18 protein-coding genes are annotated in these 18,945 nt (G+C 71.3%); 12 read left to right on the forward strand and 6 right to left on the reverse strand.

Features of this window, described 5'->3' with window-relative positions:
* Window positions 1–63 precede the first annotated feature (63 nt).
* The 7 genes from AB0I94_RS01570 (at window position 64) to AB0I94_RS01600 (ending at window position 7,577) form a co-directional block, all read left to right on the forward strand.
* Window positions 64–1,077, forward strand: a complete 1,014-nt coding sequence (locus AB0I94_RS01570) for an ABC transporter substrate-binding protein (RefSeq protein WP_363307339.1) — start codon at window positions 64–66, stop codon at window positions 1,075–1,077.
* A gap of 5 nt (window positions 1,078–1,082) precedes the next feature.
* Window positions 1,083–2,171 carry an iron ABC transporter permease gene (locus tag AB0I94_RS01575; RefSeq protein WP_363307726.1) on the forward strand — a complete coding sequence of 363 codons (1,089 nt, stop codon included), beginning with the start codon at window positions 1,083–1,085 and terminating at the stop codon, window positions 2,169–2,171.
* A complete protein-coding gene (locus AB0I94_RS01580) occupies window positions 2,168–3,121 on the forward strand; it encodes a heme ABC transporter ATP-binding protein (RefSeq protein ID WP_363307340.1) in 954 nt (317 codons plus the stop codon). Before AB0I94_RS01575 ends, AB0I94_RS01580 begins: the two co-directional genes overlap by 4 nt.
* A gap of 124 nt (window positions 3,122–3,245) precedes the next feature.
* On the forward strand, window positions 3,246–4,415 hold the full coding sequence (gene efeO, locus AB0I94_RS01585) for an iron uptake system protein EfeO (protein WP_363307341.1): 1,170 nt from the start codon (window positions 3,246–3,248) through the stop codon (window positions 4,413–4,415).
* A 17-nt stretch (window positions 4,416–4,432) separates the two neighbouring features.
* The gene (efeB, locus tag AB0I94_RS01590; RefSeq protein ID WP_363307342.1) at window positions 4,433–5,722 is read left to right on the forward strand and encodes an iron uptake transporter deferrochelatase/peroxidase subunit; all 1,290 of its coding nucleotides are present in this window, start codon (window positions 4,433–4,435) and stop codon (window positions 5,720–5,722) included.
* A gap of 15 nt (window positions 5,723–5,737) precedes the next feature.
* A complete protein-coding gene (efeU, locus tag AB0I94_RS01595) occupies window positions 5,738–6,736 on the forward strand; it encodes an iron uptake transporter permease EfeU (protein WP_363307343.1) in 999 nt (332 codons plus the stop codon).
* Window positions 6,639–7,577 (forward strand): hypothetical protein, encoded by a 939-nt coding sequence (locus tag AB0I94_RS01600; RefSeq protein ID WP_363307727.1) that lies wholly within the window; start codon window positions 6,639–6,641, stop codon window positions 7,575–7,577. Before efeU ends, AB0I94_RS01600 begins: the two co-directional genes overlap by 98 nt.
* 27 nt (window positions 7,578–7,604) lie before the next feature.
* Here AB0I94_RS01600 and AB0I94_RS01605 read toward each other — a convergent pair whose 3' ends face one another.
* Window positions 7,605–8,348, reverse strand: coding sequence for a bifunctional DNA primase/polymerase (locus AB0I94_RS01605; protein ID WP_363307344.1), 744 nt, complete (start codon window positions 8,346–8,348; stop codon window positions 7,605–7,607).
* A 170-nt stretch (window positions 8,349–8,518) separates the two neighbouring features.
* On the opposite strand from AB0I94_RS01605, the gene AB0I94_RS01610 reads away from it, so the two are divergent.
* Window positions 8,519–9,418, forward strand: a complete 900-nt coding sequence (locus tag AB0I94_RS01610; protein ID WP_363307345.1) for a glycerophosphodiester phosphodiesterase — start codon at window positions 8,519–8,521, stop codon at window positions 9,416–9,418.
* A gap of 28 nt (window positions 9,419–9,446) precedes the next feature.
* Here AB0I94_RS01610 and AB0I94_RS01615 read toward each other — a convergent pair whose 3' ends face one another.
* Entirely contained in the window at window positions 9,447–10,079 is a 633-nt protein-coding gene (locus tag AB0I94_RS01615; protein WP_363307346.1) for a TetR/AcrR family transcriptional regulator, read from the reverse strand.
* Between the two features lie 136 nt (window positions 10,080–10,215).
* On the opposite strand from AB0I94_RS01615, the gene AB0I94_RS01620 reads away from it, so the two are divergent.
* Together AB0I94_RS01620 and ddaH are read left to right on the forward strand one after the other, a co-directional pair.
* Window positions 10,216–10,398 (forward strand): DUF6243 family protein, encoded by a 183-nt coding sequence (locus AB0I94_RS01620; protein WP_363307347.1) that lies wholly within the window; start codon window positions 10,216–10,218, stop codon window positions 10,396–10,398.
* A gap of 241 nt (window positions 10,399–10,639) precedes the next feature.
* The gene (gene ddaH, locus AB0I94_RS01625) at window positions 10,640–11,422 is read left to right on the forward strand and encodes a dimethylargininase (protein ID WP_363307728.1); all 783 of its coding nucleotides are present in this window, start codon (window positions 10,640–10,642) and stop codon (window positions 11,420–11,422) included.
* Here ddaH and AB0I94_RS01630 read toward each other — a convergent pair.
* From AB0I94_RS01630 to AB0I94_RS01640, 3 genes are all read right to left on the reverse strand, one after another.
* Window positions 11,411–12,430, reverse strand: coding sequence for a small ribosomal subunit Rsm22 family protein (locus tag AB0I94_RS01630; RefSeq protein WP_363307348.1), 1,020 nt, complete (start codon window positions 12,428–12,430; stop codon window positions 11,411–11,413). The two genes, ddaH and AB0I94_RS01630, sit on opposite strands and share 12 nt — an antisense overlap.
* 140 nt (window positions 12,431–12,570) lie before the next feature.
* Complete coding sequence (locus tag AB0I94_RS01635; RefSeq protein WP_363307729.1) at window positions 12,571–13,635, reverse strand: serine hydrolase domain-containing protein; 1,065 nt, start codon at window positions 13,633–13,635, stop codon at window positions 12,571–12,573.
* Between the two features lie 59 nt (window positions 13,636–13,694).
* Complete coding sequence (locus AB0I94_RS01640) at window positions 13,695–14,891, reverse strand: multidrug effflux MFS transporter (protein ID WP_363307730.1); 1,197 nt, start codon at window positions 14,889–14,891, stop codon at window positions 13,695–13,697.
* 265 nt (window positions 14,892–15,156) lie between these two features.
* Between AB0I94_RS01640 and AB0I94_RS01645 the strand changes: the two genes are divergently transcribed.
* Complete coding sequence (locus AB0I94_RS01645; protein ID WP_363307349.1) at window positions 15,157–16,158, forward strand: Gfo/Idh/MocA family oxidoreductase; 1,002 nt, start codon at window positions 15,157–15,159, stop codon at window positions 16,156–16,158.
* 39 nt (window positions 16,159–16,197) lie between these two features.
* Here AB0I94_RS01645 and AB0I94_RS01650 read toward each other — a convergent pair whose 3' ends face one another.
* Window positions 16,198–17,832: an alkaline phosphatase D family protein gene (locus tag AB0I94_RS01650; protein ID WP_363307350.1), complete on the reverse strand. Its 1,635-nt coding sequence runs from the start codon at window positions 17,830–17,832 to the stop codon at window positions 16,198–16,200.
* A gap of 134 nt (window positions 17,833–17,966) precedes the next feature.
* On the opposite strand from AB0I94_RS01650, the gene AB0I94_RS01655 reads away from it, so the two are divergent.
* A complete protein-coding gene (locus AB0I94_RS01655) occupies window positions 17,967–18,830 on the forward strand; it encodes an SDR family oxidoreductase (protein WP_363307351.1) in 864 nt (287 codons plus the stop codon).
* The last annotated feature ends 115 nt before the right edge of the window (window positions 18,831–18,945 follow it).

Consider the following 18,945-nt stretch of genomic DNA (forward strand, 5'->3'; position numbering starts at 1 on the left):
CCTCGCGGCGGACCTCCAGCAGCAGCCCTCAACAGCACGACAGGACGGTGGACTTCGGTGCGTATGCCGCGCTCACTCCGTATCGCCGGCGCGTGGACCGCCGTTCTCGCCCTGGCCCTCACGGGCTGCGGTTCGTCGTCGGACGGCGGTGGCGAGGAGTCTCCGAAGGCGAAGGCGGCGGCCTCGGCACCCGACCGGGTCGAGCCGCTGCGGTCCCGCCCCGACCCCGTGCTCCCCGCCACCGTCACGTCGGCCGACGGCAAGAAGGTCACCGTCGAGGACACGAGCCGCATCGTGCCGCTCACCGGCGGCCTGAGCGAGATCGTCTTCACGCTCGGGCTCGGCGAGAACGTCGTGGCCCGCGACATCACCGCCACCTTCGAGCAGGCGAAGAAGCTGCCGGTGGTGACACGCGCGCACGACGTCTCGGCGGAGAGCGTCCTCTCCCTGAAGCCGACGGTCGTCCTCGCGGACACCTCCACGGGTCCCGCCGAGGCCATCGACCAGATCCGTGACGCGGGCATCCCGCTGGTCGTGTTCGACCCCGCGAAGGGCCTGGACGACGTGGGCCCCCGGATCGACGCGGTGGCGAAGACGCTGGGGGTCGAGAAGTCGGGCGACGAGCTCAAGTCCCGTACGCAGGGGCGCATCGCGAAGGTGCGGAAGTCCATCCCGGCAGCCGCCCGCACCGAGAAGCCCCGCGTCGCCTTCCTCTACCTGCGCGGCTCCGCATCCGTCTACCTGCTCGGCGGCCGTGAGTCCGGGGCGAGTTCGCTCCTGGAGGCGGCGGGCGCGGTCGACGCGGGCAAGGCCTCGGGCCTGAAGAAGGACTTCACGGCGATCACCAGCGAGGCGCTGGCCAAGGCGGCGCCGGACGCGATCCTGGTCATGTCCAAGGGGCTCGAATCGGTCGACGGCGTGGACGGGCTCCTCAAGGTCCCCGGTGTCGCCGAGACCCCGGCCGGGCTCGACCGCCGCATCGTCTCGATCGACGACGGAGTGCTCCTGAACTACGGGCCGCGCACGGACCAGGTCCTGAAGTCCCTGGTGGAGCAGTTGTACGAGGGCACGAAGTGACCGTCCTGACCAAGACGGCCGACGCCGGGCCCCGCGGGCGGGAACCGCAGGCTCACCGGGACCGTCGGCGCGGCGCGACCGCCTCCCTCACCGCCGGGCTCACGGCTGCCCTCGTCCTGCTCTGCCTCCTCTCGGCCGGCATCGGCGCGTACGACATCCCCCTCGGGGACGTCCTCAGCTCCGTCCAGCACCGGATCGGTCTCGGCGGGAGCGCGCTCGACCGGGTCGGCGAGAGCGTCCTGTGGAACGTGCGGCTGCCGCGCGTGACGCTCGCGCTGCTCGTGGGGGCGTCGCTGGGGTGCGCGGGCGCTCTCATGCAGGGCGTGTTCGGCAATCCGCTGGCCGAGCCCGGTGTCATCGGGATCTCGGCGGGCGCGGCCGTCGGCGCGGTGGCGTCGATCGCGCTCGGGCTCAGCTTCTTCGGCAACTGGACCGTGACGGTCTGCGCGTTCGTCACCGGGCTCGCCACCGTCCTGCTCGTGTACGTCCTTTCGCGCGACGGAGGGCGCACGGAGGTCGTCACGCTCATCCTCACCGGGATCGCCGCGAACGCCTTCGCGGGGGCGCTGATCGGGCTCTGTGTCTTCTTCGCGGACAACGCGCAGATCACCCAGATCACGTTCTGGCAGCTCGGTTCGCTCGCGGGGTCGACGTGGCCGAAGGTGCTCGCCGTGCTGCCGTGCGCGGTGGCCGGTCTCGCCGTGGCGCCGCTTTACGCACGGAAGCTGGACCTCCTCGCGCTCGGTGAGCGGCCCGCGCGGCACCTCGGGGTCGACGTCGAGCGGCTGCGGCTCGTGCTGGTTCTCGTGGTGGCACTGCTGACCGCCGCCGCCGTGGCCGTCGCCGGGATCATCACGTTCGTCGGTCTCCTCGTCCCGCACCTGCTGCGGATGGCGGCGGGGCCCGGCCACCGCTTCCTCCTGCCGGGCAGCGCGCTGGGCGGGGCGGTCGTCCTTGTCGGCGCGGACCTCGCGGCGCGGACGGTGGCGGCGCCCGCGGAGCTGCCGCTCGGGGTGCTCACCGCGTTCTTCGGCAGTCCGTTCTTCTTCTGGCTGCTGCGCAGGACCCGTCGCAGGCAAGGGGGTTGGGCATGATCGGGCGGATCTCGCGGCGGTTGTTCTCCTCCGGTGCCGGGCGCTGCCTGCCGGGGCCCGTCTCCCCTGGTGACGTGCTCGCCGAGACGTCGGGGCTGCGGGTGCGGCTCGGCGGGCGCGAGGTGCTCGCCGGGGTGTCCTTGACCGCGCGGGCGGGTGAGGTGCTCGCCCTGGTCGGGCCCAACGGGGCCGGGAAGTCGACCCTGCTGGCCGCCCTGGCCGCGGATCTTCCGGCTGACGAAGGGGTCGTACGTGTCTGCGGGCGGCCCGCCACGCAGTGGCCCGCCCGTGAACTCGCCCTGCGGCGGGCGGTGTTGCCGCAGGAGGCCGCCCTGTCCTTCCCTTTCCCGGTGGAGGAGGTCGTACGGATGGGGCGCGCGCCTTGGTCGGGGACGGCGCGGGAGGACGACGACGACCGGGTCGTGCGGGAGGCGATGGCCGCCGCGGAGGTGAGCGAGTTCGCTCTTCGGCCCTTCTCCGCGCTCAGCGGTGGCGAGCGGGCGCGGGTCGCGCTGGCGCGGGTGCTGGCCCAGCGTGCGCCGTTGCTGTTGCTCGACGAGCCGACCGCGGCGCTCGATCTGCGCCACCAGGAGCTGGTGCTGCGGATCTGCCGGGAGCGGGCCGCCGCGGGGGACGCGGTGGTCGTGGTGCTGCACGATCTCGGCCTTGCGGCGGCGTACGCGGATCGGGTGGCGGTGTTGCGGGGCGGGGCGGTCGCCGCGGAGGGGCCTCCGGGTGAGGTGTTCACCGGGGAGCTTCTGAGCGAGGTCTACCGGCAACCGGTCGAGGTGTTTCCGCATCCGCGGACGGGGGCTCCGCTGGTGGCACCGGTGCGGGGGGAGGTTCCGGCGGTCCCTGCGGGGCCTTCCCCGATCCCGCCCCTTCCCGAAACCAAGGGGCTCCGCCCCCTGGACCCCCGAGAAGACGGCCTCACTCGCCGGCCGGGCTGATTCTCAGCTCCTACGTCGAGCCGTCTTGACCTCCGCTTTGCCCCTCAGCCAGATAAGGGTCATATAAGTTAGGGTCCCCTCACCGGAACGCCGGAGTATGTCCGTGACCCGCCTTGGAGCCCCTATGCACCCCGCCCGTCCCACCACCGCCATTGCCATCGCGGCAGCGGCCGCGGCGGCCCTCACCGCCGTCACGGGCTGTACGGAGAAGAGCGACGCCAAGGGCGGCTCCAACACCGTCGAGGTGACCGCGACCGACGACAAGTGCGAGCTCTCCAAGACCAAGCTCAGCGCCGGGCACGTCGAGCTCGCCATCGAGAACAAGGGCTCCAAGGTCACCGAGGTCTACCTCCTCTTCCCCGACGACCGCATCGTCAGCGAGCGCGAGAACATCGGCCCCGGCACGAAGCAGAAGCTCACCGCCGAGGTGAAGTCCGGCTCGTACCAGATCGCCTGCAAGCCCGGCATGAAGGGCGACGGCATCCGCCAGAAGGTCACCGTCAGCGGCGGCAAGGCCGTCAAGCGCGACCCGCGCCTGGACAAGGCCGTCGCCGACTACCGCGCCTACGCGCAGGAGCAGGCCGACGCGACGCTGCCCAAGGTGAAGCTCTTCACCGACGCCGTCCGCGAGGGCGACATCGAGGCCGCGAAGAAGACGTACTCCACCTCCCGCATCGGCTGGGAGCGCACCGAGCCGGTCGCCGAGTCCTTCGGTGACATCGACCCGAAGGTCGACCTCCGCGAGGACGGCCTCGCGGAGGGTCAGGACCTGGAGAAGGACTGGACGGGCTGGCACCGTCTGGAGCGGGCCCTGTGGAAGGACAAGAAGATCGGCGAGCGCGAGAAGGAGCTCGCCACCCGGCTGGACAAGGACCTCAAGGACTGGCAGGACCGCGTCGGCAAGGCCGAGATCACCCCGACCTCGATGGCCAACGGCGCCAAGGAGCTTCTCGACGAGGTCGCCACCGGCAAGGTCACCGGCGAGGAGGAGCGCTACTCGCACACCGATCTCGTCGACTTCAAGGCGAACGTCGAGGGCGCGGAGAAGGCCTACGGCCTGCTCAAGGCCGTCGCCTCGGAGAACGACCCGGCGCTCACCAAGGAGCTCGACAAGCAGTTCGCGGCCCTGTACAAGCTGCTCGACGAGTACCGCCAGGGCGGCGGCAAGGACTCGTACACGTACACGTCGTACGACAAGCTCGGCAAGGCGGACGTCAAGGAGCTGCAGGACGGCGTCAACGCGCTCGCCGAGCCGCTGTCGAAGCTGGCCGCCGCCGTCGTGAGCGGCAAGTAGCAGCGGGGGGGCGCACGATGCCTGAGACCACGCACGACACCGAGGCCGTGCCGGAGGACGAGAGCTCCGGCAACTCCGGCCACCCCGGCTCTCCTTCCCGGCGTTCGCTCCTCGGCTGGGGTGGTGCCGGGCTCGCGCTCGGTGCCGCCGTCACCGGGGGCGCGGTGGCCGTCGCCCGCTCCGGGGACGAGGCCGTGCCGGCCTCGTCGGCGGGCGGCGCGGTCGCCTTCCTCGGCAAGCATCAGGCGGGCATCGCGACCGCCGTCCAGGACCGGCTGCACTTCGCCGCGTTCGACGTGAAGACGGACGACCGCGAGCAGTTCGTGCAGCTCCTCAAGGACTGGACGAAGGCCGCGGCGCGGATGACCGCGGGGCACGAGGTCGGTGAGGGCGCCTTCGGCGGTCTCACCGAGGCGCCGCCGGACGACACCGGCGAGGCGCTGGGCCTCAAGCCGTCGCGGCTGACCCTCACCATCGGCTTCGGGCCGAGTCTCTTCGAGAAGTTCGGCCTGGCGGACCGACGGCCCGAGGCGCTCGTCGATCTGCCCAAGTTCCCCGGGGACAATCTCGACAAGACCCGCGGCGGCGGCGACCTGTGCGTGCAGGCCTGTGCGGACGACCCGCAGGTCGCCGTGCACGCCATCCGCAACCTCGCCCGCATCGGCTTCGGCAAGGTCGCCGTGCGCTGGTCGCAGCTCGGCTTCGGGAAGACGTCCTCCACGACGCCGGGCGCGCAGACGCCTCGTAACCTCTTCGGGTTCAAGGACGGCACCCGCAACATCTCGGGCGAGGACGACTCCGCGCTCGCCGAGCACGTGTGGGTGGGCGAGAAGGACGGGCCCGGCTGGATGGTCGGCGGCTCGTACCTCGTCGCGCGTCGTATCCGCATGAACGTCGAGACCTGGGACCGCACTCCGCTCGGTGAGCAGGAGGACATCTTCGGGCGCGACAAGGGCGAGGGTGCCCCGGTCGGCAAGGCCAAGGAGCACGACGAGCCGTTCCTGAAGGCGATGAAGCCCGACTCGCACGTCAGGCTCGCGCACCCGGACACCAACGACGGTGCGACGATCCTGCGCCGCGGCTACTCCTTCACGGACGGCACCGACGGCCTGGGGCGGCTGGACGCGGGGCTCTTCTTCCTCGCCTACCAGCGGGACGTGCGCACCGGCTTCATCCCGGTGCAGCGCAGCCTGGCGCGCGCCGACGTTCTCAACGAGTACATCCAGCACGTGGGTTCAGCGGTCTTCGCGATCCCGCCGGGCGTCCGTGACAAGGACGACTGGTGGGGCCGGGCACTGTTCGGCTGAGGGGATCTGACAGACATGTTCGGTAACTACCTGATCGGCCTGCGCGAAGGCCTCGAGGCCAGCCTGGTCGTCTGCATCCTCATCGCCTATCTGGTGAAGACGGAGCGGCGCGACGCGCTCAGGCCCATATGGATCGGCATCGGCGTCGCGTGCGCCCTCGCGCTCGGCTTCGGCTGCGCGCTGACCTTCGGTTCGCAGGAGCTGACGTTCAAGGCGCAGGAGGCGCTGGGCGGTTCGCTGTCGATCGTCGCCGTCGCCCTTGTGACGTGGATGGTCTTCTGGATGCGGCGTACGGCCCGTCATCTCAGGGCGGAGCTGCACGGCAAACTGGACGCGGCGCTCCAGATGGGCACGGGCGCGCTGGTCGCCACGGCGTTCCTCGCCGTGGGCCGGGAGGGCCTGGAGACCGCGCTGTTCGTGTGGGCGTCGGTGCGGGCCTCGAACGACGGGACGCCGGGGCCATTGATCGGCGTGCTTCTCGGCCTGCTGACCGCGGTCGCGCTCGGCTGGCTGTTCTACCAGGGCACGGTCCGCATCAACCTGGCGAAGTTCTTCACCTGGACCGGCGCCATGCTGGTGGTCGTGGCGGCGGGCGTGCTCGCGTACGGAGTCCATGACCTGCAGGAGGCGGAGTTCCTCGGCGGGCTGCGGAACAAGGCGTTCGACATCAGCGCGACGATCCCGCCGGACAGCTGGTACGGCACGCTCCTGAAGGGCGTCTTCAACTTCCAGCCCGACCCGACGGTTGTCCAGGTCACGGTGTGGCTGCTGTACCTGATCCCGACGCTCGCGTTCTTTTTCGCCCCGGTAGGGTTCGGGCCCGGGAAGGGGAAGGTGAACGCAACGCATGAGCAGGCTTCCAAGGCAGCGCACTCCGATGCGGAGCGGCCGGTCGCGTCGGCCGGTCCGGTACGCGATGGTGGCGTCGACGGTCACCGTACTGACGGTGACGGCGAGCGGCTGCGTGACGGTGCACGGGGAGCGGGAGGTCGTCCCGTCGGCGACGAAGGCTGAGGCCGACCGCGCGCTGCGGGACTTCCTCACCGCGTACAACAAGGCCGAGAAGGCGTACGACCCGGCCCTGGACGCGGCCCGGGTCACGGGCCCGCTGGGCGCCATCAACCAGGCGGGCCTGAAGTCGCGGGGCGCGCGGAACCCGGGCGGCAATCCCCAGCAGGTGCCCCTGGAGCTGACGGACGCGAAGTTCTCGATCCCCAAGAAGGCCGGCTGGCCCCGGTGGTTCGTCGCGGACACGAAGTCCAACCGCAGGGGTGACCTGCGCTGGGTGCTCGTGTTCACGAAGGGCAGCAAGGACCAGCTGTGGGAGGCGTCCTACCTGAACCTGGTGTCGCCGGACAAGATGCCCGAGCTGAAGAAGGACAAGGACGGCCTCGCGGAGCCGGTCGCGCTGAACTCCCCGGCCCTCGCGGTGGCGCCGAAGAACCTCGGCAGGGAGTACACGACGTATCTGAAGTCGGGCGGCGACACGTTCGCGCCGGGCGACCACACGTCGGCGTGGAAGGCGTTCCGCGACAAGAACACCAAGCGTCGCGGCATCGCCGTCCAGTACATCGACGAGCCGAAGAACGACGGAACGTTCGCGCCGGTCGGTCTGCGCACCCAGGACGGCGGGGCGATGGTCTTCTTCTCGACGCACCACTACGAGAAGCAGACCGCCGCGAAGGGCGTGAACCTCACCGTCGAGCCCGAGGTGAAGCCCCTCCTGAAGGGCGAGGTCAAGCAGTCGGTGATGCTGGAGCGCGTCTCCAACCAGGTCGTCGTCGACCCGGCGGGATCGGGCAAGGTGAGGTTCCTGAGCCGTATCCAGGGACTGACGGGCGCGAAGGGCGAGTAGCCGAGGCCGGCCCCCCGCGCGCGGGCGTCAGCCCCTCATCGGCCAGGCGGCGACGTCGTGCTGGGGCTCGCCCGCGACGCGCGCGCATTCGTCGGTGAGCGTCTCGAGAAGCGTCAGCGGGTCCGGGAGCTCGTTCTCGGGGCCGCGGATCCAGTGGACCGCCAGGTCACCGGGGAGCCGCGCGGGCGGTACGAGGACGTACGAACCGCGGCAGTGCCAGCGCAGGCCCGGGTGTTCGTTCGTCGTCTCGGGGTGGCAGTCCAGCTCGCAGGGCCACCACTCGTCCTCGTCCTCGGGGGTGCCGCGGGTGAGCGTGAAGAAGAGCATCCGCCCCTCGTCCATGGTGCCCTCGGACTCGGCGACGGGGCCCACCTCGACGCCGGCGGCGAGCAGCCTGGCGAGGGCCTCGCGCCCGGCGGCCAGCGGCACGTCGAGGACGTCGTGGACCATGCCGGTCGCGGTGATGAAGTTGGCCTGCGGCTGATGCCTCGCCCAGCGCTCGATCTGCCCGCGGTCGGTGGTGGACTGCGTCTGCCAGGCGAAGGAGATGGGGTGCCTGGCGGGGGTGGGACAGCCGATGCGGTCACAGGAACATCGGTACGCGGAGGGGTGCGCGGCCGGTGAGAGCGGCAGACCCGCTGCCGCGGCGGCGACGAGCAGTGCCTCGCGGCTCGCCTCCTCGCCTGCCGTGTCCTCCGGTCGGGGACGTCGGCGAAGCCACTGGGAAATCCTGCTCTGTCCGCCGGACCGGCGGCCGAACTCCGCGCCCATCAATCCCCTCACCTCGCATGTGTGCCGAGAAGCATCTCCCATGGTCGCACCATCCTGCTCCTCGGGGGGCCAGAGCCCACATCCGGGGTAGCTGGGGTGATGCAAGGCGCAGGGTGACATAGCGCGTCATTGCGTACTAAGGATTGATTTACCCCCCTACCGTGTTCGCCATGGTCACCAGGACTGTGCTCGCGGGACTCTCGGGGCTCATGAGCCTCACCACACTGGCCCTCGCCGCGCCCGCCGGACCACTCGCCCCGCTCGAATGGGGAGGCGGCCCCCTGACGGTGGACGCCCTCCCCCGCTTCACTTACACCGCGCATCGCGGCGGCGCCCTCGAAGTGCCGGAGAACAGCATGTCCGGACTGGTGGCGGCCTACAAACGCGGCACGGCGCAGGTCATCGACGTCGACACGCGGATACTGCGCGACGGCACCCTGGTGGTCCTGCACGACGAGACCCTGGACCGTACGACGACGTCGACGGGGCCGGTGAGTTCGCTCACGCTGCGCGAGTGGCGCCGGGTGAGGCTGCGGCCGGGCGCCGATCTGCCCGGCCGCTGGCGTTCCGAGCGGCCGCCGACGGTCGCCGAGGTCCTGGACCGCTTCGGCGGGCGGATCGTACTGATGCTGGAGGCGAAGGATCCGCGCAGCCTGCGGCGGCTCGGCTCGCTGATCAGCGCCCGCGGCCTGACGCGTTCGGTGTTCGTGAACTCCAACGACCCCCGCGTCGCCGCGCGCGCCCACCGGATGGGGCTGCTCGCGCAGCTGTGGCGCTCCAAGGGGCAGATGCGCACGGACCGGCCCGAGCAGTGGGCCTCGTTCGTGGACGTCCTGGACGTGGATCACAAGGCGCGGGACGCGGACCTCCTGCGCGCGGTCCACTCCGGGGTGCCCCGGGTGTGGGCGCACACCGTGACCACGCCGCGCCAGCGGGACCGGGTGCTGCGGCTCGGCTGCAACGGCGTGATCACGGACGCTCCGGGTCTCCTCGCGCGGACTCCGGTGAAGGGAGTCAAAGGCGTGAGCGCGTCCGGTCCGCGCCAGGGGTGGCCGGTCAACTCCGTGTGACCCGCGTGGCGCCGCCGGCCAGGGGTGGTCAGCGGGGCGCGATTCCGTAGAGGGCGTATTCGACGAGCTTGTCGGCGTACTCGTGCGTGAGCGGGCCGGTGCGCTGCAGCCAGCGCTGGGCGAGCGGGCCCGTCCACAGTTCCAGGGCGATGCGGGGGTCGACGTCGGGCGCGACCTGGCCGGCCTCCTTGGCGATCTCGATGCGCCGCACGTACATCTGGAGTCCGGGCTCCAGGAGCTTCTCCACGTACTCGGCGCCGAGCTCGGTGTTGAGCATGCCCTCGGCGGCGAGCGCCCGCCAAGGGGCGTCGTACTTGGGGTTCCTGAACTCGTCGATGGTGGCCCGCATGACGAGTTTGAGGTCGGCCTCGAGGTCTCCGGAGTTCGGGATCTCGGTCGGAGCCATTTGCTGGCCGACGTTGTCGCTCGCCTCCTGGTGGGCCTGTTCGCCGAGGTCGAGGAAGGCGTCGAGCAGGACGGCGCCCTTCGACGGCCACCAGCGGTAGATCGTCTGCTTGCCCACGCCCGCGCGGGCGGCGATCGCCTCGATCGTGAGCTTGCCGTAGCCGACCTCGGAGACGAGGTCGAGGGCGGCGTCGTAGATCGCGTGGCGCGAGCGTTCGCTGCGGCGCTTGGAGTCGGGGGTGGGTTTGGTGGCCATGCCCTCGAATGTAGCAGCGCACGAGCCGAGACGTGCCGTCTCGTTAAAGCTTGACAAGACGAACCGTCTCGTCCAGAGTATTCGAAGAAGCGAGACGCGTCGTCTCGCTGAAGATTCCCGATACGGAGGTACGCACATGTCGCGAGGCGGAGCAGGAAACATGCTGGGCGTGGGCGGTACGCGCACCAACCTCTCCCGCAAGGCGCTGCGCGGCGCGGGCCGCGGCGGTCAGGTGGGCGGCGGGCTCAGCCCGCAGGCGCAGAAGCGTGAGCTGCTGCGCAAGCTGCGGGAAGGCCGCTCGGCGCGCGGCGAGTCGTGAGACGGGGCCGTGGGCCGGGACGTGGGCCGGGACAGTGGACCGGCACGTGGACGGCGTGCCAACCGTCCGCGGACCCGGGTTGACCACTCGCCGAACCACCCGTTCAGATCACAGCGCGAGGGCTCCTCAGACCGCACCATGGGCAGCAACTGCCCCCCTGCGGCACCAACTGACCGCAGCGGTACGTGAGGAGCCCTCGTTGAGTCGTTTTCCTCGTCGCGCCACACCCCGGCGCTATCTGATGTGCTCACCGGCACACTTCAAGGTCACGTACTCCATCAACCCCTGGATGGATCCCTCGAAACCGGTCGACGTCCCCCTGGCCATCGCCCAGTGGGAGGACCTGCGCGACCGCTACCGCTCGCTCGGCCACACCGTCGAGGAGCTCACCCCGCGTCCCGGCCTGCCGGACATGGTCTTCGCCGCGAACGGCGCCACCGTCATCGGAGGCCGCGTGCTCGGCGCGCGGTTCGCCCACCCGGAGCGCGGCCCCGAGGCCGTCGCCCACCTGGAGTGGTTCCGGGAGCACGGCTTCACCGACCTCCACGAACCGACGCACATCAACGAGGGCGAGGGCGACTTCGCCGTCACGTCCTCGTACGTCCTCGCCGGGCGCGGCTTCCGGGCCAGCCCCCTGTCGCACGGGGAGGCGCAGGAGTTCTTCGGCCGCCCGGTCCTCGGACTCGATCTCGTCGATCCGCGCTACTACCACCTGGACACGGCGCTCGCGGTGCTCGACGACGCGGCGGACGACGTCATGTACTACCCGCCCGCGTTCTCACCGGGCAGCCAGGCGGTGCTGCGGCGCCTCTTCCCCGACGCGCTGATCGCCGACGAGCCGGACGCGGTGGCCCTCGGGCTCAACGCGGTCTCGGACGGCCTGCACGTGCTGATCCCGCAGGCCGCGGCCGGTCTCTTCGCACCCTTGCGGAAGCGTGGCTACGAACCCGTCGCGATGGATCTGAGCGAGCTGCTCAAGGGCGGCGGCAGCGTGAAGTGCTGCACGCAGGAGCTACGCGTCTAGCCCATCGCCACCGTGGGGCGGCCAGGCGTCGCCCCACTCCGCGTCGCGGGCCGCGCGGTACAGCGGGCCGTGGCGCTTGGTCACCGTCTCGCGGTGCAGCGTCTCGTCCGCCGCGCACAGGTCGAGCAGGACCTGGCCCTTGCGGATCTGCGGCTTGCGCACGACGCGCTTTTCGGCCGGACCGGCGTCGAAGCGGACCGCCGCCACGTAGCTGAACTTCTCGTCCTCGTACGCCAGTGAGCCGCCCTTGACCTTCCGGTGCAGGGAGGAGCGGCTGACGCGGGCCGAGAAGTGGCACCAGTCCTCGCCGGGGACGATCGGGCAGGCGGAGCTGTGCGGGCAGGGTGCGGCCACGCGGAAACCGGCGGCGATCAGCCGGTCGCGGGCCTCGATGACGCGCGCGTAGCCGTCGGGGGTGCCCGGCTCGATGATCACGACGGCCTGCTGTGCCGCTGCCGCCGCCACGTCCACGACCGAGCGGCGGTCGTCCTCGGTCAGCTCCCCGAGGACGTACGACACCGTGACGAGATCAGTGCTCTCGATGCTGAGCGCCGATCCGATACGAGAGCGCTGCCACCGCGCGGACTTCAACCACGGGTTCGTGGCGGCCAGTTCACGCCCCAGGGCGAGGGCGGGCTCGGCCCAGTCGAGGACCGTGACGGGCCGCTCGCCGTCCCAGGTCGCGCTCACCGCCCAGGTCGCCGCGCCGGTCCCGCCGCCGACGTCCACATGGCTGCCGGGCGCCCATCCCGCGGGCGCCGCGTCCGCGAGGGCCCCGAGCGCGGAACGCACGGCCTCGAAGGTCGCGGGCATGCGGTAGGCGGCGTACGCGGCCACGTCCGCACGGTCACGCAGGATCGGGACGTCGGTCGGGGTGTGCCCCCGGTAGTTGGCGATCAGCCGGTCGACGGCGTGCGCGGCCTGCTTGGGCGGCAGCCCGTCGAGGAGCCCCGCGAGGGCGGTGCGCAGGGTCGCGGCCGGGGATGCCGGAAAAGTCGGGGCGTTCACCCAGTGATTCTAGGGGCGGAAGGGACGAGCCCGCGCCGCCCCGCCAGGGGCAGCTCCGCCGCGGGGGGACGATCGGGCCCCTTCAGGGGCGCGGGGAACTGCGCAATCCGCACCCGCTGCCCGCGCAGGCCGAGCCCCGCTCAGCGCGCCGCGCGGGCCAGGCGCGTGGCCGCCCGGGCCCGAGGCCCGCTGTCGGCAGACCCGCGCCGCGGGTGGACCGTGTTGGCCAGGAGGATCAGGAACGTGTCCGTGGCCGGGTCCATCACCAGCGACGTCCCGGTGAACCCCGTGTGCCCCGCCGCCCCGCGGCCCGCGAGCTCCCCCATGAACCAGGCCTGGTCGAGGCCGAACCCGAGCCCCGGCGGCGTAAGCATCAGCTCCACGAAGTCCGGGCCGAGGATCCGCGCCGTACCGTACGAGCCGCCACACAGCAGCGCGCGGCAGAAGACCGCGAGGTCGCGTGCGGTGGAGAAGAGCCCGGCGTGGCCCGCGACGCCGCCGAGCGCCCAGGCGTTCTCGTCGTGCACCTCGCCCCGCAGCATCCCCCGGTCGGCCTTCGCCCACGGCTTGCGCTGGTCCTCGGTGGCGGCGGCGTCGGGGCGCGGCCCGAAGCCGGTGGCGGCCATGCCGAGCGGCCGGGTGATGCCCTCGCGGACGAGCACGTCGAGCGGGCGGCGCGTGAGGCGCTCCAGGACGTGCTGGAGGAGCAGCATGTTCAGGTCGGAGTAGAGGTGGTCGCCCGGCGGACTCGACGGGACCTCCGCGCGCAGGGCGGCGAAGCGCGCGGCGTCGTCCGGGCAGTCGTACAGCGGGAGCTCGGGGCGCAGTCCCGAGGTGTGCGTGAGCAGCCGGCGCACCGTGATGCCGTGCTCGGCCGCCGCCGTGAACTCGGGGACGTACGCGGAGACCAGCGCGTCGATGCCGAGCGTGCCGCGCTCCAGCTGCTGCATCGCGGCGACCGTGGTGAACAGCTTGGTGAGCGAGGCCAGGTCGAAGGGGGTGCCGGTGCGGGTCAACACCTGCTGCGCGGGCGGAAGTTCGACGCCCGCGTCCTTCTCCGGGTCGTACGCGGCATAACGCACCGCGCGGCCCACCGCCTCCTCGACGGCGATCACCGGGCCACGTCCGGCGAGCACGACGGCACCGGCGCACCAGGGCCGCTCGCCGCGCGTCAGCGCGCGCACCTCGCGTACGAGGTGGGCCATCTCGTCCGTGTCGAGCCCCGCACGGTCCGGCGAGCCGGCGCGCAGGAGGCGTGGCGCGGTCAGTGGTCCGTCCCCTCCCGAGTCGGTCTGGCCGAGTACTGCCAGGGGCGGCACAGTCCCAAGTAGCAGCCGATGGCCGCAAGGCCGCAGACGAGCTGGACGACGGCCATCGGCACGGCCGTGGCCTCGCCCGCGATGCCCACCAGCGGGGACGCGATCGCGCCGACGAGGAACGAGGACGTGCCGAGCAGCGCCGACGCGGACCCCGCGGCGTGCGGGGTGCGCATCAGGGCGAGGGCGTTCGTGTTGGGCATCGCGAGGCCCATCGCCGACATCAGGACGAAGAGCCCGGCCGCGACGGGGAACAGGCCGACGTCACCGAAGACGCCCGACGTCATGAGCAGCAGCGCGGCGGCCGCGAGGACGATGACGCTCAGGCCGAAGGTGAGCACCTTGTCGAGGCTGACGCGGCCGACGAGGATCTTGCCGTTGATCTGTCCGACGGCGATCAGGCCGATGGAGTTCACGCCGAAGAGCAGGCTGAAGGTCTGCGGTGACGCCCCGTAGATCTCCTGGATGACGAACGGCGACGCGGAGACGTACGCGAACAGCGCGGCGAACGCGAAGCCGCCCGCGACCATGTAGCCGGTGAAGACGCGGTCGGCGAGGAGCGACTTCATGGTGCGCAGCGCCTCGACGGTGCCGCCGCTGTGCCGCTTGTCGGGGGCGAGCGTCTCGGGCAGGCGCCGCCAGACCACCGCCGTCAGGGCGATGCCGATGACCGTGAGCACGGCGAAGATGCCGCGCCAGTCCGTGAAGCGCAGGACCTGGCCGCCGACGACCGGCGCGATGACCGGGGCGACCCCGGAGATCAGCATGAGGGTGGAGAAGAAGCGGGCCATCTCCACACCGTCGTAGAGATCGCGGACGACGGCTCGGGCGATGACGATGCCCGCGGCGCCCGCGAGGCCCTGCAGAAGGCGGAAGCCGATGAGGAGTTCGGCGGTGGGCGCGAACGCGCAGATCGCGGTGGCGACGATGTAGACGAGGAGCCCGATGAGCAGCGGCCTGCGCCGCCCCCACTTGTCGCTCATCGGCCCGACGACGAGCTGCCCGAAGGCCATGCCGGCGAGGCAGGCGGTGAGGGTCAGCTGCGCGGTCGCGGCGGACGTGTGCAGCGAGCGGGTGACCTCCGGGAGCGCCGGGAGGTACATGTCCATGGAGAGCGGCGGCACCGCGGTCAGGCCGCCGAGCATGAGAGTGACGAGGAGGCCGGTGCGACGCTGGGCGGCGCGGGCCACGGTGTCGGGTGCCGGGCCCTTCCTCGCCCTCTCTGACTGCCGTATGAGGGGGCCTTCGGACCCACTCGTGACGCGGCTGCCGTGCTCCGGCATGCGGATTCCCTCCCGATTAGGCGTGCGATTACCTATGCTCTCAGCTCAGCTGTGCTGGTTGAGACCATTTCCGCGGTACGCCGCGGTACTTCGCATGACTCCGGCTGTACGAACAGGGGCCCCAGTAGTGGAAGACAACCGTGAGCCCGTGCGTTGGGGCATCCTCGCCACGGGCGGGATCGCCGCATCGTTCACGGCGAACCTCCTCGACATGCCGGACGCCGAGGTCGTCGCGGTCGCCTCGCGGACCGACGCGTCGGCGAAGGCGTTCGCCGAGCGGTTCGGGATATCGCGCGCCTACGGGGAGTGGGGCGCGCTCGCCGAGGACGAGGACGTCGACGTCGTGTACGTGGCGACGCCGCACGCCTCGCACCGCACGGCGGCGGGGCTCTGCCTGGAGTCCGGCCGCGCGGTGCTGTGCGAGAAGGCGTTCACGCTGAACGCGCGGGAGGCCCGGGAGCTGGTGACGCTCGCCCGGCGGCGCGGCCTCTTCCTGATGGAGGCCATGTGGATGTACTGCCATCCGCTGATCCGGCGGATGAAGGCGCTGGTCGCCGACGGGGCGATCGGCGAGGTGCGGACCGTGCAGGCCGACTTCGGCCTCGCGGGGCCCTTCCCGCCGGCGCACCGTCTGCGTGACCCGGCGCAGGGCGGTGGCTCGCTGCTCGACCTCGGGGTGTACCCGGTGTCCTTCGCGCAGCTGCTGCTCGGTGAGGCTTCGGGGGTGAGTGCGAGAGCGACGCTCTCGGACGAGGGCGTCGATCTCCAGACCGGAATGCTGCTCTCGTACGAGAGCGGTGCTCAGGCCTTGTTGCACTGCTCCATCAACGCGGGCACCCCGGTCACCGCGTCCGTCACCGGTTCGCTGGGCCGCATCGACATCCCGAACGGCTTCTTCTTCCCGGAACGCTTCGTGCTGCACCGCGACGGCCGCGACCCGGAGGAGTTCGTCGCCTCCCCCGAGTACGGCCCCCGCGACAGCCTCAAGCACGAGGCGGCCGAGGTGATGCACCGCCTGCGCGCCGGCGACACCGAGTCCCCCCTCGTCCCGCTGGACGGCACCCTCGCGGTGATGCGGACCCTGGACGCGGTGCGGGAGCGGATCGGGGTGCGCTACCCGGGCGAGTGAGCGCACCCCCGCGGAGCTAGGGACCTGAAGCCCGCCGGGTCACGCGGGCTTCAGACCCGGGTTCCCCGCCTCCGTCACGAAGGACGCCGCCGTCGTGATGGGCGCCCCGGGCGTCGTCACCGCCGAGACCGTCTTGAAGTCGGCGCGCGCGGACTTCAGGCCGAGGTCCACGGTGACGTAGCCGCGCCGCCCGTTGTAGAACTTCATGTGCGGGTTGGCCTTGGTGTAGGTGTCCCACGTCGGCGGCTTCTCGGCGCCGTCCCTGCCGCTGGCGATGGACGTGGCGACGATCTCCGTGCCGACCGTCTTGGACTTCTGGTCGCCGAAGTCGGCCTTGATGTCGTAGGCGTATCCGACGTGCACGTCGCCCGTGAGCACCATCAGGTTCTCGATCCCGGCGGACGCCGCGCCCGCGAGGACGCGGTCGCGGGATGCCGGGTATCCGTCCCAGGCGTCCATGCTGAGCTTCGCCACCGCGTTGAGGTCCAGCTTCCGCTGCGAGAAGTTGACCTGCTGCGGCATGACATTCCATACCGCGTCCGAGTCGCGCCAGCCGTTGATGAGCCAGCGCTCCTGCGTGGCTCCCGTGATGGTGCGCTTGGGGTCCGTGGACTCGGGTCCCGGCACGTCGGCGCCGTCGCCGTAGGCCTGGTTGGAGCGGTACTGCCGCGTGTCCAGGATGTCGAACTGCGCGAGCCGGCCCCACTGCAGGCGGCGGTAGAGCTGCAGGTCGGGGCCGACGGGCTGCTGGGGGCTGCGCAGCGGCAGGTTCTCCCAGTACGCGCGGTAGGCGGCGGCGCGGCGCACCAGGAACTCGGCGGGCGGGCTGCCGTTCTCGTCGAGGTCGTCCGCGTAGTTGTTCTCGGTCTCGTGGTCGTCCCAGGTGACGACGAAGGGGTGCGCCGCGTGCGAGGCGCGCAGGTCCGGGTCGGTCTTGTAGAGGGCGTACCGCAGGCGGTAGTCCTCCAGCGTCTGCGTCTCGCGGTTGAAGACGTCGGGCAGCGTGCGGTCGGTGTAGTTGCGGGCGCCGCCGACCGAGTTCACCGCGTACTCGTAGAGGTAGTCGCCGAGGTGGAAGACGACATCGACGTCGTCCTTCGCCAAGTGTCTGTGCGCGGTGAAGTAGCCGTCGTGGTACGCCTGGCAGGACACCGCGGCGAACTTCAGGGAGCTCACCCTGCTGCCCTCCGCGGGCGCGGTGCGGGTCCGGCCCGTCTCGCTGATCCACTTCCCCGTCTTGAACCGGAAGTAGTAGGGCCGTCCCGCCTCCAGGAAGTCCACCTCGACGTGCAACGTGTGGTTGTACTCGGGGTGGGCCATCTCGAAACCGCTTCTGACGACACGCCGGAAAAGGGCGTCGTGGGCAAGCTCCCACTGGACGACGACGCGCTGGTTCGGCAGTCCGCCGCCCGGTTCGTACGGGTCAGGGGCGAGGCGGGTCCAGAGCAGGACCGAGTCGGACTGCGGGTCGCCGGACGCGACGCCGAGGGTGAACGGATCGTCGGCGATCTTGCGCGCGTCCATCTCGGCGGCGGACGCCGCGCCCGCCGTGGGCAGATTGGTGGCGAACGCGAGCGCGGCCGCGGCGCCGGTGACGGTCAGGAAGCGCCGGCGGCCCAGGTGGCGCGCGGCGGCTCGTAGCTCGGTTGTGTCCTGCTGGCCTGTGGGTGTCATATGGCCCTCCCCTGACGATTTGGTGTCACGGGCATGCAAGTGGGGGGCGACGACGCGCGACTGTCGCGTACACAACACCCGCATGGCGGTCGGATGATGACCATATGGACGGACCTCCCGTACGCTGCGGGGCCATGAACGCAGAGTTGACTGGACATCCGAACGGGCACCCGACCGGGCGAACGAAGACCGCCGTGGTGACCGGCGCGGGCTCCGGAATCGGCCGGTCCGTGGCCGTGGAACTGCTGCGGGCCGGATGGTCCGTGGCGCTCGCGGGGCGCCGCAAGGAGACGCTGGAGGAGACGGCGGCCATCGCCGCGGGGGTGTCGGAGGGCGCCGCGGTGCGTGCCGTCCCGCACGCCGAGGACTCCACCGAGGTGAACGCCCCGGCCGAGACCGACGCCCTGTGCGTGCGCACCGACGTCTCACGGCCCGAGGACGTGGCCGCGCTCTTCTCGGCCGTGCGCGAAGGCTTCGGCCGGCTCGATCTCCTCTTCAACAACGCCGGTACGTTCGGCCCCGGCGGCGTACCCGTCGACGAACTGGAGTACGACGCGTGGCGGCACGTCGTCGACACGAACCTCAACGGCGCGTTCCTCTGCGCGCAGGCGGCCTTCCGGCAGATGAAGGAGCAGGACCCGCAGGGCGGCCGGATCATCAACAACGGCTCCATCTCCGCGCACGTGCCGCGCCCGCGCTCCATCGCGTACACGGCGACGAAGCACGCGCTGACCGGCCTGACGAAGTCCCTGTCCCTGGACGGCCGCCCCTACCGGATCGCCTGCGGTCAGATCGACATCGGCAACGCGGCGACGGACATGACCGAGCAGATGCGGGCCGGCATCCTCCAGGCCAACGGAGAGCTGGCTCCCGAGCCGGTGATGGACGTGTCGGACGTGGCGCGGACGGTGCGCCATATGGCGGAGCTGCCGCTGGAGGCGAACGTCCAGTTCGCGACGGTGCTCGCGACGAACATGCCTTTCATCGGGCGGGGTTAGCCACACCCGCCCCCTCGTGGCCGACCGTGACCCCCGTTCACGGTCGGCCCACATCTCCCCAAACGGAATGAGAAGTACCGCGACAATTACGCGCATCAACCCCCGTATGCTCGGC

It is taken from the genome of Streptomyces sp. NPDC050147 (genome assembly GCF_040660195.1).
Taxonomy (GTDB): domain Bacteria; phylum Actinomycetota; class Actinomycetes; order Streptomycetales; family Streptomycetaceae; genus Streptomyces.

Bases quoted from the DNA above. Each gene is read 5' to 3' on its own strand.
- AB0I94_RS01570 (WP_363307339.1), top strand. From the start codon at position 64: ATGCCGCGCTCACTCCGTATCGCCGGCGCGTGGACCGCCGTTCTCGCC.
- AB0I94_RS01580 (WP_363307340.1), top strand. From the start codon at position 2,168: ATGATCGGGCGGATCTCGCGGCGGTTGTTCTCCTCCGGTGCCGGGCGC.
- efeO (WP_363307341.1), top strand. From the start codon at position 3,246: ATGCACCCCGCCCGTCCCACCACCGCCATTGCCATCGCGGCAGCGGCC.
- efeB (WP_363307342.1), top strand. From the start codon at position 4,433: ATGCCTGAGACCACGCACGACACCGAGGCCGTGCCGGAGGACGAGAGC.
- efeU (WP_363307343.1), top strand. From the start codon at position 5,738: ATGTTCGGTAACTACCTGATCGGCCTGCGCGAAGGCCTCGAGGCCAGC.
- AB0I94_RS01600 (WP_363307727.1), top strand. From the start codon at position 6,639: ATGGTGGCGTCGACGGTCACCGTACTGACGGTGACGGCGAGCGGCTGC.
- AB0I94_RS01605 (WP_363307344.1), bottom strand. From the start codon at position 8,348: ATGGGCGCGGAGTTCGGCCGCCGGTCCGGCGGACAGAGCAGGATTTCC.
- AB0I94_RS01610 (WP_363307345.1), top strand. From the start codon at position 8,519: ATGGTCACCAGGACTGTGCTCGCGGGACTCTCGGGGCTCATGAGCCTC.
- AB0I94_RS01615 (WP_363307346.1), bottom strand. From the start codon at position 10,079: ATGGCCACCAAACCCACCCCCGACTCCAAGCGCCGCAGCGAACGCTCG.
- AB0I94_RS01620 (WP_363307347.1), top strand. From the start codon at position 10,216: ATGTCGCGAGGCGGAGCAGGAAACATGCTGGGCGTGGGCGGTACGCGC.
- ddaH (WP_363307728.1), top strand. From the start codon at position 10,640: ATGTGCTCACCGGCACACTTCAAGGTCACGTACTCCATCAACCCCTGG.
- AB0I94_RS01635 (WP_363307729.1), bottom strand. From the start codon at position 13,635: ATGGCCCACCTCGTACGCGAGGTGCGCGCGCTGACGCGCGGCGAGCGG.
- AB0I94_RS01640 (WP_363307730.1), bottom strand. From the start codon at position 14,891: ATGCTCGGCGGCCTGACCGCGGTGCCGCCGCTCTCCATGGACATGTAC.
- AB0I94_RS01650 (WP_363307350.1), bottom strand. From the start codon at position 17,832: ATGACACCCACAGGCCAGCAGGACACAACCGAGCTACGAGCCGCCGCG.
- AB0I94_RS01655 (WP_363307351.1), top strand. From the start codon at position 17,967: ATGAACGCAGAGTTGACTGGACATCCGAACGGGCACCCGACCGGGCGA.